Below are 11,858 nucleotides of genomic sequence, written 5' to 3'. Positions count from 1 at the left end.
ACCACCGCGCCCAACGGCAGCGGGGTCGAGAACTGCTGCCGGGCTTGCTCTCCTCGGAGCGCCGGGTCTGGCTGGGCAGCAAACCCGCCAGCCGCCCCAGCATGGCGGCAAAGTCCGCCGGGTCGCCGGCCCGGGCGCGCATGGCGACCCCGAAGTGGCGCAGGAACAGCAGTTGCGCCGCCTCGCCCGCGTCGTAGGCCAGCTTCCAGGTCCAGGCGCCCTCGGCGTCGGTGCCGCCGAACGCCGCCGTCATCGCGGCGCGCAGGGCGGCGGTGTCGATGGCGTGGCCGTGTTCGAGGTCGGGCAGCAACCGTTCGGCGGCGGCCATCATGGCAGCGGGAGCATCAACCGTCGCAACAGACGGAGCGGCGGCCGAACGGGAGGGAGAGACGATCGAGGACATGGCAGCGCTCCAAAAAAGGAAAAAGCCCGGCGCAAGGCCGGGCAAGGTGGGGAGAGAAGACGGGGCGGTGGAGGGATCAGGACGGACCGCCGAGGCGGCGTTCGGCCACGCGGATGGCGGCCAGGGCCGCCTGGAACAGGGCGGTTCCTTCGCCCTGTTCCAGACGCGGCCGCCCCATGACGGTCCGGCAGGCCTCGTGGATGTCGGCGTCGCTCACCATCTCGGGGGCCAGCGTGGTGAGCGTTGCATCGGCCTCGATCAGGGTGCGGATTTCCGCACGAACGTCGGCCTCGGCAAGGGCCGGGAGGGCCGCTTCGCTCACTGCGTCTGAACGCTCCGACGGGACGGCGCCCTTCGGCGCCACGAGGAAGACACCATCGGCGGTGATCACCAGCACCTGCTTGGCGCCGGCCGCCGCCGCACCGGAGGCCTCGACACAGGCCAGGACCGCGGCGCGCTCGTCGGGAGACACGGCGACGCCATTCCGCGCATCGAGCGCGGCATGGAGCAACAGCCCGCTCCGGTCGGCGCCAGCCCAGGCCAGACGGGCAAGCAGCAGACGTTCGAACGGGGGCAAGCCATCGACGGCAACCGGCAGGCGCACGACCATCGGGGTGGAGGGGTCGGTCATGATGACCTCCTGAAGACTGACAGGGAAGGAAGGCGGAGCGGCCGGAGCCGCTCCACGACGTCGGGGTCAGGCCGCTTCGGCGGGTGCCTCGTCCCCGCCCGCCTCCGGATCGCCGGCACCGGTCAGGAAAGCCGGAAGCACGTCGCCATCGCCGGCCACCGGTCGCTCGTCCGGCCGGCCGCGCAACGGTTCCGGCAGCCAGCCGCTGCCGGCGAGCAGCCGCTCGGCCTCCTTCGCCATGTCGGTCTTGCGCAGATGGTCGATCAGCCGGGCCGCCTCGGCACCCCGCGCCTCGCGCACCGCTTCGAGGATGCGCGCCTTCGGCACCCGGCCGAGATAGCCATCCACCGTCGCCGTCCAGCCGGCCGCCGCCATGTCGAGGCCGACAGCTTCGGCCAGCACATCGGCGTATGCTGCCTGCTGCGGTGCCCGGTTCCAGGACTCGTGGACGGCGTTGACACCGAACGACACGCAGTGGGCGAACAGCGCCGCCCGGCTGTCGCCGTCGAACGCCAACAGCGCCTCCCACAGCTCCGCCGGCTCCCGCGGCAGTTGTTCGGCCCAGTTGCGCTGGCGGGCGTCGATCGCCTTCGCCGATAGGCTGGTGGCCAGGTCCGGCGGCTGCACGTTGAAGGCGGCGCTCTTCATCTCCAGCTCCAGGCAGGAGGTGCCGCCCCGACGGTAGAAGAGGTGCAGGCACAGCGCATGGAGTGCCGCCAGGAAGGCGGTGTCGGGATCCCGGGCCAGCGCATCGCGCAGCGCCAGGGTGCGGTGGACGCTCAGCTCGGTCTGCAGCCGGTCGGGCAGCGGGCGGATGCCGTCCTCTTCGTCCGGGACTTCCGGTCCGGCGACCGGCACAGGCGCCGGTGCCGAGACCCGGCTGCCGCCGCTGATGGCGGCCGGCTGGGCCGCGACAGGTTCGCCGGTACCGCTCGCCGGCCCGATCACCGTGCTCCCATCGCTGGTGGCAACCGGCACCGGCTCGACGGGCATCTCGTCCTCCGGCCGCACGTAGCCGCGGTCGACCTGCAGCCGGCCCTCGGCGTCGACGCTGACGAACACCCCGGCCCGCGCCACCTCGGCCGTCTCGAAGACCAGCGGCCGCTCCTCCAGCACCCGCAACGCGACGTCGATCTCGGCCAGCCGCCGCGATGCCGTCTCCAACGCCTCCAGGTCAGCCGGATCGGTGCTCTCCAACCGCTCATACTCGGCGTGAAGCGCGTCGTAGGTCGCCTGCTCCGCCTCGGTCAACGGCACCGGCTCGCCGGACAGGCGGCGCAGGGCCCGGCCGTGCCCGTAGGGGAAGCCCAGCGCCACCTCGACCCACTTCCAGCCCTCCGCCCGGACGGTGGCGGCTTCCGCCTCCAGCTTCTCCACGACCAAGTGATCGAGCAACGCCGGGTCTTGCAGCCAGCCGCCGTTGTCATGCTGGAACAGATCGCGCATCACCGCCCCGCCGGCGGCCACGTAGGCCTCCAGCCCGACGAACAGCGCCCGCTTGTCCGACGCCCGCACCGCCCCCTCGGTCAGCAGCCGGCGGATCTGATAAGGCTCGCGGCTGTAGGCCTTCGACAACGTCTCCCACACCTGCTCCTGGCGCGCCCGGTCGTCGGTGACGGTGAAGGCCATCAAATGTTCCAACGTCATCTTCTCGTCGGCGTAGGCGTCGAGCAGCGCCGGTGCGACGGCGGCGAGCTTCAGGCGCTGGCGCACCACGCCGGGGGCGACGAAGAAGCGGGCGGCAATCTCCTCCTCGCCCAGTCCCGCCTCGCGCAGGGTCTGGAAGGCACGGAACTGGTCGAGCGGGTGCAACGGCTCACGCTGCAGGTTCTCGGCCAGCGAATCCTCCTCGCCCAGCCCGCCGCTGCGCACCACGCAGGGCACCGACTGGGTCTTGGTCATGCGCTTCTGCTTGACCAGCAGTTCCAGCGCCCGGAAACGGCGCCCGCTGACCGGCACCTCGAAGACGCCGGTCTCGGCTCCCTCGGCGTCGAGCACCGGCCGGACGGCGAGGCCGTGCAGCAGGGTGCGCCGGGCGATGTCCTCGGCAAGCTCTTCGATCGACACGCCGGCCTTGACCTTGCGGACGTTGGCCTGGGACAATACAGCTTGTTGAAGGGGATGTCGCGCGAGGCGCTGAGGACGATCTTGGCGATGGCCATGGTGGTCTTCTCCGCGACGGGCGGCCGGGAGCCTCTCTCCTGACCTGCTCACCCGTACACCCTGATTTCCACCCTCCTCTTCCTCTCGGACCGGACGAGCCTCATCAAGGGTCCGGCGCGGCGCCCGCTGCCTGAACGGTCCCTTGCCGGGATCAGCGGCGGCGCGCATCATCCCGGTGGGATGACAGGGGGAGAGTCGCCGATGTTCGTGGTGGATGAGGCGATGACGGAGGCGGTGCAGCGGGCGTTCGACGAGCGGGGCGAGTGGCCGGCCGTCGCGGAACTCCGGCGCTACATGCCGATGGCCGACAACGCCCTGCGGACGGTGCGGACCATCGCCTCCTGGCGCCGCTCCCCGGATGCGTCGCCCGCCTGAACGCCCGATCCGTCACCGCGTTGTCGTGACGGACCGCCTCACCCGCACGCTACGCCGGCGATCAGGGATGCGGGCGTCATCGTAGGGACTGTCTTCCGACCGCCGCAGGGCAATCCCGCGCGCCTCGGCGCGGTCGGCCGCTTCGACCGCACAGGTCTCAATCCCGTACACCGTACCAGCGTTCGAGAACACGACCTCGACCACGAAACGGGGCGGGGCAGCCTGTTTCAAAGGGATCATCACACATCCTCCGGCAAGGGCTGTGTCGTGAAGGGAGGCCGGGGCCGGTTGTCGGTGAAGGATCGACAGCCGGCGCCTCTACACGCCGCACAGGCCCTCGCATTCGTTGGGCCAGAGATCGAGCTGTCCGTGGTCGGCGTCGGTGGTCAGATCCGCCTCGTCCAGCGGCACCGCCGAACGGTGGAGATAGACCTCGCCGCGGATCCCCCGGAATCCCGTGCGGATGGCGCGGTCCACCGCCACGGCGTCCGCCCAGGCGTCGGGGTCACCGTCACGCAGACGGCGCCACGCGGCATCGGAGTGGAAGGGGCAGCCGATGCAGGCGCTCTTGGGCGGTTCCGGATAGCCGTGCCGCGCCAGCCAGAGCAGGCAGTCCCGGCGTGTCATCCGCCGCTCGACCAAGGGCCAGCGGTTGACCTGCCAGTCCTCGGCCGACGGCTTCATGCGGAGCGATTCATCCAGCGACACGCCGATCCATTGCTCGACAACCGGCCGCTTCGGAGAACGCCGCCCGGCGAGTCCGACCAGTTCGCGCAGCTTGCGCCGGATCGGCACCAGCTTGTAATCCGCGGTGCATTGTCGACGGATCATGCCGATCGAAACCCGGTCCCCGGCCGGCCGGGACAGGCCGACGACAGGGTCCTCATCGAGCACAGGCCGCTTGTCGCCCACCGGGACGATGGTGCGGGTGAAGGCCGGGATCAAGGCCCGGCGCTGCCCCTGCGCACCGGCAGGGAGGTCGTCCCGGATGTTGCCGGACGAGACGACATGGACGGGGAAGGAGAGCACGCCGGGCGCCATCAGCCAGGCAAGGTGCCGGTAGACGGCCCGGGGCTCCCAGCCGGTGTCGGCGAAGATAGCGCAATCCGGCATCGGACCGACCTCGCCATGGGTGGCCATCAGGGCGAGGGTGGTGGACTGGACCCCGGCACCGAGGCTGAGCACACGCAGCCGGACCGGCACGTCCGCCGGAGCCGGCGCAAGGCGGGATGCGAGGGAGACGGCCATCACACCGCCTCCCGCCCGTCGTCCGTGGGACCAGCGGCCTCGGGCAGGCAAGCGAGCAGATAGTCGGCGGCCTTGCTCGCCTGGCTGGCGGCGGGGACGATGGCGTGATCGTCCCCGCGAAGGAGGTCCAACCAAGCCCCAAGGTAATCGGCATGGCGGACGGTGGGCACGATGCCGAGCGCGGCGCAGAGATAGGCCGAGGCGATCTCGGCGACCAATTCCTCAAATATATATTTCCGGGATCCAAAGTATCCGTAAAGATCACGCTTCAGACGATGAACTGCTCCAGAAGCATGCCCAAGTTCATGAAAAGCCGTGCGGTGCCAGTTGATGGTCTCGAAGAAGGCCTGTGGAGATGGTACCTGAACGTAGTCTTTCTGTACATGATAGAAAGCCTTCGCGCCACCAATGCGGACATCGACGCCGCTGGCCCGGATCAGTGCCTCGGCCCTCGGCAGGATCAGTCCCTCCGGGATCGGCGGCGGAGCCGTGGCGATGCCGTCGGGCAGGTTGTCACATTGACCGGTATTGAACACGGTAAAGCGTTTGAGAAAGTGGACAGCCTGAACCTCGTCCCCGTCTTCCCGCTGCCGATGGCGCTCACGGTCGGGAATGAAACGGTCGGCGTAGACGACGGTGGTGCCGCGCTCGCCCTTGCGCACATTGCCGCCCAGCGCCAGGGCCTGGCGGTAGGTGAGCCAGCTCTGGGAGGAGAAGCCGCCCGTGATGACGGCGCCCCATAGAATCAGGACATTGACGCCGCTGTAGGTCCGGCCGGAGGCGGCATTGCGGGGCAGACCGAGTGGAGTGGCCGTGTCCCCCCAAGGCTGCATCCAGGGCAACCGCCCGGCTTCCAACTCGGCAATGATCCGGGCGGTGATCTCGGTGTAGAGGCTGGCGCGTTCGCCAGCGGGCCGGGCGGTGCGTGAGGCATCGGGCATGACGGGTCTCCGCGACGGGCCGGCCGGAAGCCTCTCTTCCAGCCTTTCAAACCCGCCGCGAACACCGCCCCCGCCCTCTCACTTTCCACTCCGCTCCTCGACATCCCACGGCCGGGACAGATGACAGCGCCCGCTCGCGGCCCCATCTTGGACGGACATGCCGAGGCTTTCCCAAACCACCCCAAACCACCCTCCCGCCGAGGACCGCGAGCCGTTGTCCGACCTGGTGGAGCGTGTCACCTACCACAACGCCGAGAACGGCTACTGCGTGCTGCGGGTCAAGGCGCGCGGCCACAAGGAGCTGGTCACCCTGGTCGGACATGCCGCCTCCGTCTCCCCCGGCGAATATGTCCAGGCGTCGGGCCGCTGGGAGCAGCACCGCGAGCACGGCCCGCAGTTCCGCGCCGCCTTCCTGCGCGCCGCCCCGCCGACCACCCTGGAGGGCATCGAGAAGTATCTCGGCTCCGGCCTGATCAAAGGCATCGGCCCGGTCTACGGCAAGAAGCTGGCCCGCGCCTTTGGCGAACAGGTCTTCGACGTCATCGAAAAGCAGCCACAACGGCTGAGCGAGGTGCCCGGCATCGGCCCGAAGCGCATCGCGACGATCACCCGCGCCTGGGCCGAGCAGAAGATCGTGCGGGAGATCATGGTCTTCCTGCAAAGCCACGGCGTCAGCACCTCACGCGCCGTGCGCATCTTCAAGACCTATGGCGCCGACGCCATCCCGCTGGTGACGGAGAACCCCTATCGCCTCGCCCGCGACATCCGCGGCATCGGTTTCAAGACCGCCGACACCATCGCCGAGCGGCTGGGCATCCCGAAGGACTCGATGATCCGGGCGCGGGCCGGCGTCTCCTACGCCCTGCTGGAGGCGGTGTCGAACGGCCATTGCGGCCTGCCGGAGGACGAGTTGCTCAAGCTGGCCGAGGAATTGTTGGACATTCCGCAGCCGACGCTGGTCGAGGCGATGCAGTTGGAGATCACGGAGGGCGGCGTGGTCGCCGATACGGTGAAGGAGCGGCGATGCATCTTCCTGATGCACCTGTGGCACGCCGAGCGCGAGATCGCCGACCGGCTGATGACGCTGGCGGAGGGAGCACCGTCCTGGGGCCTCCTCGATGCCGGGAAGGCCGTCCCCTGGGCCGAGGACAAGCTCGGCATCGCCCTGGCGGCGAGCCAGAAGGAGGCCGTCGCCAAGGCGCTGGCCGCCAAGGTTCTGGTGGTGACCGGCGGCCCCGGCGTCGGCAAAACCACCATCGTCCGCTCGATCCTGACGATCCTCACCGCTAAGGGCGTGGAGGTGGCGCTGTGCGCGCCAACCGGGCGGGCGGCCAAGCGCCTGTCGGAGAGCACGGGGATGGAGGCGAAGACGGTCCACCGGCTGCTGGAGACCGACCCGAGCAACGGCGGCTTCAAGCGCGGCGCCGAGGCCCCGCTGGAGTGCGACCTGCTGGTGGTGGACGAGACCTCGATGGTCGACGTCCCGCTGATGGCCGCGCTGCTGCGCGCCCTTCCCCGCGACGCGGCCCTGCTGCTGGTCGGCGATGTCGACCAGCTTCCCTCGGTGGGAGCCGGGCAGGTGCTCGCCGACATCATCGGGTCGGACACCGTGCCGGTCGCTCGCCTGACCGAGATCTTCCGGCAGGCGGCGGAGAGCCGCATCGTTACGAACGCCCATCGGGTGAACGCCGGCCGCATGCCGGACCTGGAGGTGCCGAAAGATAGCAGCACCGATTTCTACTTCGTCGCCGCCGACGATCCGGAGGACGGGGCCCACAAGGTGGTGGAGATCGTCCGCGACCGCATCCCCCGCCGCTTCGGATTGGACGCCGTGCGCGATGTCCAGGTTCTTGCTCCGATGCAGCGCGGCGTCCTCGGTGCCCGTGGATTGAACCTCGCCCTGCAAGCAGCCTTGAACGGTGACGCATCGAAGCCGTCCATCGAGAAGTTCGGCTGGACCTACCGGGTTGGCGACAAGGTGATGCAGACGGAGAACGACTACGAGAAGGAGGTCTACAACGGCGACATCGGCACCATCGTCGGGCTGGACGCCGAGGAGGGGAAACTGGCCATCGAGTTCGACGGCCGCCTCGTCCCCTACCCGTTCGGCGAGTTGGACCAGGTGACGCTGGCTTACGCGACGACGATCCACAAGGCGCAGGGCTCCGAATACCCGGCGGTGGTGATCCCGGTCGCGATGACGCACTACAGGATGCTGCGCCGGAACCTGATCTACACCGGGATCACGCGCGGCAAGCGGCTGGTGGTTCTGGTCGGCCAGAAGCGGGCGCTGGCCCTGGCGGTGCGGACCTCGGACGAGGGGCGCCGTTGGTCGAAGCTGCGGGAGTGGCTTTCCGATGATTGACAGGCCTCTTTCCTCCACCAGCCCGCCCTGTTTCGGGACTGCTTCGTTGAGGTCAGGCATGCATTGTAGTTATTCCTAGATTGCATTTATCGCAGATCGACCCGCCAAATCTATCCGGGAGTTTCCGTCCTGGCGCTGCCACGAAGCCGTTTTGGAGCCAAAAACGCGGACAGCAAAAAGCCCGCTAACTGCTTGAATTAGCGAGCTTTTTCTTGTTTGGTTGCGGGGGCACGCAACCAACGATTCTTGCGGTTGGTTGAGGCCACAATTCCCAAACAGGCAGCGTGATCTCCCCTGGAAAACAGATGGAGTCGCTGTCTCAGATGTGAACCAGCAGTCAACCGGGTTTCCAAACCGACGTACCAAAAACATTTGAAGTGATTGAGAAAAAATCTGCTGAGATGGGCTCCCAATCGGCGCCGATCGGGAACTCAATTTTGAGAGCAAAATTCATTCATTTGCAAAAGGCTACATTGCTTCTGATTGGGGTCCCGTTTGCGAGCCGATTTACACTCATCATGCCTGCACTTTTCGCAGGGCGGCGTTCTTCAGCGGCAGGTTCCGCACGCGCTTGCCCGTGGCCGCAAAGATGGCGTTCAAAACAGCCGGCGCCGCAACCGCAATGGTCGGTTCGCCGACGCCGCCCCAGAAGCCGCCGGACGGCACGGCGATCACCTCGACCACCGGCATCTCGTCCAGCCGCAATACGGAATAGGTGTCGAAATTCTGCTGCTCGATGCGCCCGTCCTTCACCGTACATTCGCCATAGAGCATGGCTGAAAGCCCGTAGGCGAAGGAGCCGGCGATCTGCGCCTCGACCTGCTGCGGGTTGACGACGTACCCCGGGTCGGTCGCCGCGACGATGCGGTGGATTTTCACCCGGCCATCCGACACAGACACCTCGGCGGCGGCGGCCACATAGCTGCCAAACCCCATGATCTGCGCGAGGCCGCGATGAACGCCAGGGGCCGTCCCAGTCCCCCAGCCGATGCCCTTGGCGGCGGCCTCCAACACGGCTAGGTGCTTGGGATGGTTCACCATCAGCTTGCGGCGGAACACCAGGGGATCCGCCCCCGCCGCATGGGCCAATTCATCGATGAAGCACTCCAGATAGACGGCATTCTGGTTGAGGTTCACGCCGCGCCAGGCACCGGGCCGGATGTGCGGGTTGCGCATCGCGTGATCGATCAGCAGGTTCGGAATCGTGTAGCCGATCGCCATCTCCGCGCCATCCGGCATCAGTCCCTGGAAAATGAACGGATCGCCGTTTGCCGTCATCACGGATGGACGGGCATAGGCCATGATCGATTGGCCGGAGATGCGCATGTGCAGCGCTTCCACGTTCCCCGCCCCGTCCAAGGAGGCGCGCAGCCGGCATTGGGTAACCGGGTGGAAGCGGCCTTGCGCCATATCCTCCTCGCGCGTCCACATCATCTTGACCGGCGTTCCGGGAATCTGCTTGGCGATCAGCACGGCCATCCGTACATAGTCGGTGACGAGTCGTCGGCCAAAGCTGCCGCCGATGCGCATGGTGTGCACCTCGCAGGACTCCGCCGGCAGGCCCGCTGCCACCGCCACGGCATCCAGCGCCGCCTCGGCCACCTGCGTCGGTGCCCAGGCGTCGCAGCGTTCCGGGGTCCAGCGTACGGTTGCGCTCAGCACCTCCATCGGAGCGTGGTTCTGGTAGGGGTAGCTGTAGTCTGCCTCGATGATGCGGCCGGACTTGGCCAACATGCCCTTGGCGTCGCCCGCCTTGTTGCCAATGTACGGCGTGTCGGCGGACAAACCTTCGCGCAGCATCTCGGCGATGGTCGCGCTGGAGACGGCCGCCGCCGGCCCCTCGTTCCAGACGATGGGAAGCGCATCGAGCGCGGTCTTGGCGCGCCAGAAGGTATCAGCGACCACGGCAACGGTTTCGTCGTCGACACGCAGGACATGCTTCACGCCGCGCATACCGGCAACTGCCGCGGCGTCGAAGCTCGCGAGCTTGCCGCCATGCACCGGGCAGGCCTTCGGCACCGCGACCAGCATGCCGGGCATCGAAATGTCCATGCCGTAGACCAGCGACCCGTTCAGCTTGTCGGCGGTGTCGAGCCGCTTCAGGGGCTTGCCGGCAATGGTCCAGTCCTTCGGATCCTTCAGTGTGACCGTGGCGGGCGGCGCGATCCGGTTGGCGGCGGCGGCGACGGCGCCATAGGTCGTGGAGCGTCCACTTGGCCTATGGGTGATGACGCCCTTGGCGACGGTGCAGTCCTCCGGCTTCACATCCCAGCCCAGAGCGGCAGCCTGCACCAACATCATGCGCGCTGTGGCACCACCCGTGCGCACATATTCCTGCGATCCGCGGATGGCGCGCGACCCACCGGTCGATTGGTCGCGCCAGACACGCCCACGCCGCCGGTTCTCTCCCGGCTTCACCAGCTCGAAGCGCACCTTGTCCCAGTCGCAGTCGAGTTCCTCGGCGATCAGCTGGGCGAGGCCCGTCAGGGATCCTTGCCCCATCTCGGCGCGGGCGATGCGGATGATCACGGCCTCGTCGGGCCGGATCACCACCCAGGCGTTGACTTCCGGCATCGACGCCCCTGTGGCCGTCTGCGCCACTTCGCGCGCCGGCAGCGGGAAGGAGAAGCCGAGGGTGAAGGCGCCCGCCGCTGTTCCGGCACTTGCCAGGAATCCACGACGAGACAGGCGGGGCATGGCACCGGTCGGCGTCTCACCGCGGAACTGCGAGGTCATCGCGCGCTCTCCTTCAGCCATGGTTGGTCGCCATGCGTTCGGCGGCGAGTTTCACACCGGCCAATACGCGGGTGTAGGTTCCGCACCGGCAGATGTTGGAGATCTGCTCCCGGATCACATCCTCCGTCGGGTGCGGGTTCTGCGCGAGCAGGGACGAGGCGGCCATGATCATGCCGGGTTGGCAATAACCGCACTGGGCGACGTCCAGTTCAGCCCAGGCCTGTTGGACCGGGTGGGGCTTTTCGGCACCCAGCCCCTCGATGGTGACGATCGTCTGATCACTGGTGACGGCGCCGACCGGCAGGGAACAGGACCGCACGGCCACCCCGTCGACATGCACGGTGCAGGCGCCGCACTGGGCGACGCCGCAGCCGTATTTGGTGCCGGTCAGGCCGGCATGTTCGCGCAGGATCCAGAGAAGCGGCGTGTCCTCCTCGACATCGAAGTCCATCCGCTTTCCGTTGATGTTGAGTGTCGCCATCTTATGCTCCCAGACAGACGATGATACCCTGTTGAAGCGATCGTTTTTCTTCGGGACGCCCTCATCCGCAACAGCTCTGCGGCGGTAAGCGACATGTGTGCAAAACTTCCAAAGAATCCATTCAGAGGATCGCGCCCCGGAAGAAATCCGCTCAGTCCTTCTTGAACACATCCCTGGCGACCGACACGGCGTCGCCCATCAACCGCTGTGCGGCGGTCGGCTGTACGGCGGCGGCGGGGGCCGGTGATGCGGTCCCTTGCGCACGGACCGGCGTGCTCAAGGCCCCGACCAGTATTACAGCTCCGACCGCGAGAGAGCTGACAATGAGCGTCTTCATCGTGTTCTCCGGTGCCGGTCCGCCGCAGGCGATCCGCGGCGGCTCGTTTTCGCGACCGCTATTGAGGACGGGAGTCACGGTGGATTGTGGTGTTGCGTGTCGCCGGCCGCTGGCCCCCGGATTCGGCGATCGATCTGCTCGGCGTCGGTAAGGTGTTCATCAAGGGCCCTGTCGATGG

General features: G+C 67.7%; 10 protein-coding genes and 1 pseudogene. 2 read left to right on the top strand and 9 right to left on the bottom strand.

The window, feature by feature from the left end:
• The 3 genes and pseudogenes from I71_RS16685 to I71_RS16675 form a co-directional block, all read right to left on the bottom strand.
• The coding region (locus I71_RS16685; protein WP_244433880.1) for a hypothetical protein at nt 1-403 on the bottom strand (403 nt) is incomplete at its 3' end.
• 76 nt (nt 404-479) lie between these two features.
• Entirely contained in the window at nt 480-1,034 is a 555-nt protein-coding gene (locus I71_RS35065) for a hypothetical protein (RefSeq protein ID WP_049976165.1), read from the bottom strand.
• A gap of 66 nt (nt 1,035-1,100) precedes the next feature.
• Nucleotides 1,101-3,196, bottom strand: a pseudogene (locus I71_RS16675) (ParB/RepB/Spo0J family partition protein).
• Between the two features lie 202 nt (nt 3,197-3,398).
• On the opposite strand from I71_RS16675, the gene I71_RS38345 reads away from it, so the two are divergent.
• Nucleotides 3,399-3,572: a hypothetical protein gene (locus I71_RS38345; RefSeq protein WP_159107396.1), complete on the top strand. Its 174-nt coding sequence runs from the start codon at nt 3,399-3,401 to the stop codon at nt 3,570-3,572.
• Nucleotides 3,573-3,584: 12 nt separating this feature from the next.
• Here the strand turns inward: I71_RS38345 and I71_RS39170 are convergent, their stop codons facing one another.
• The 3 genes from I71_RS39170 to I71_RS16655 all read right to left on the bottom strand — a co-directional run bounded on the left by I71_RS39170 (nt 3,585) and on the right by I71_RS16655 (nt 5,761).
• Entirely contained in the window at nt 3,585-3,812 is a 228-nt protein-coding gene (locus I71_RS39170; RefSeq protein WP_042695969.1) for a hypothetical protein, read from the bottom strand.
• A gap of 78 nt (nt 3,813-3,890) precedes the next feature.
• Nucleotides 3,891-4,820, bottom strand: a complete 930-nt coding sequence (locus tag I71_RS16660) for a hypothetical protein (protein ID WP_042695968.1) — start codon at nt 4,818-4,820, stop codon at nt 3,891-3,893.
• Complete coding sequence (locus I71_RS16655; protein WP_042695967.1) at nt 4,820-5,761, bottom strand: ArdC family protein; 942 nt, start codon at nt 5,759-5,761, stop codon at nt 4,820-4,822. The genes I71_RS16660 and I71_RS16655 overlap by 1 nt, the downstream gene beginning before the upstream one ends.
• A 157-nt stretch (nt 5,762-5,918) precedes the next feature.
• Here I71_RS16655 and I71_RS16650 point away from each other — a divergent pair, with 157 nt between their 5' ends.
• Nucleotides 5,919-8,126 carry an ATP-dependent RecD-like DNA helicase gene (locus I71_RS16650; protein ID WP_042695966.1) on the top strand — a complete coding sequence of 736 codons (2,208 nt, stop codon included), beginning with the start codon at nt 5,919-5,921 and terminating at the stop codon, nt 8,124-8,126.
• 516 nt (nt 8,127-8,642) lie between these two features.
• Here the strand turns inward: I71_RS16650 and I71_RS16645 are convergent.
• The 3 genes from I71_RS16645 to I71_RS16635 all read right to left on the bottom strand — a co-directional run bounded on the left by I71_RS16645 (nt 8,643) and on the right by I71_RS16635 (nt 11,680).
• Nucleotides 8,643-10,862 carry a molybdopterin cofactor-binding domain-containing protein gene (locus I71_RS16645; RefSeq protein WP_083897212.1) on the bottom strand — a complete coding sequence of 740 codons (2,220 nt, stop codon included), beginning with the start codon at nt 10,860-10,862 and terminating at the stop codon, nt 8,643-8,645.
• 13 nt (nt 10,863-10,875) lie between these two features.
• Entirely contained in the window at nt 10,876-11,343 is a 468-nt protein-coding gene (locus I71_RS16640) for a (2Fe-2S)-binding protein (RefSeq protein ID WP_042695965.1), read from the bottom strand.
• 151 nt (nt 11,344-11,494) lie between these two features.
• On the bottom strand, nt 11,495-11,680 hold the full coding sequence (locus I71_RS16635; protein WP_042695964.1) for a hypothetical protein: 186 nt from the start codon (nt 11,678-11,680) through the stop codon (nt 11,495-11,497).
• Between the last annotated feature and the right edge of the window lie 178 nt (nt 11,681-11,858).

Source organism: Azospirillum sp. B506 (genome assembly GCF_000333595.1).
Lineage (GTDB): Bacteria > Pseudomonadota > Alphaproteobacteria > Azospirillales > Azospirillaceae > Azospirillum.
Note: the sequence above shows the minus strand (reverse complement) of the source record. Positions and strands in the feature narration are given on the sequence as shown.

Coding starts and splice junctions, on each gene's coding strand:
- I71_RS35065 (WP_049976165.1), bottom strand. CDS start 1,034: ATGACCGACCCCTCCACCCCGATGGTCGTGCGCCTGCCGGTTGCCGTC.
- I71_RS38345 (WP_159107396.1), top strand. CDS start 3,399: ATGTTCGTGGTGGATGAGGCGATGACGGAGGCGGTGCAGCGGGCGTTC.
- I71_RS39170 (WP_042695969.1), bottom strand. CDS start 3,812: ATGATCCCTTTGAAACAGGCTGCCCCGCCCCGTTTCGTGGTCGAGGTC.
- I71_RS16660 (WP_042695968.1), bottom strand. CDS start 4,820: ATGGCCGTCTCCCTCGCATCCCGCCTTGCGCCGGCTCCGGCGGACGTG.
- I71_RS16655 (WP_042695967.1), bottom strand. CDS start 5,761: ATGCCCGATGCCTCACGCACCGCCCGGCCCGCTGGCGAACGCGCCAGC.
- I71_RS16650 (WP_042695966.1), top strand. CDS start 5,919: ATGCCGAGGCTTTCCCAAACCACCCCAAACCACCCTCCCGCCGAGGAC.
- I71_RS16645 (WP_083897212.1), bottom strand. CDS start 10,862: ATGACCTCGCAGTTCCGCGGTGAGACGCCGACCGGTGCCATGCCCCGC.
- I71_RS16640 (WP_042695965.1), bottom strand. CDS start 11,343: ATGGCGACACTCAACATCAACGGAAAGCGGATGGACTTCGATGTCGAG.
- I71_RS16635 (WP_042695964.1), bottom strand. CDS start 11,680: ATGAAGACGCTCATTGTCAGCTCTCTCGCGGTCGGAGCTGTAATACTG.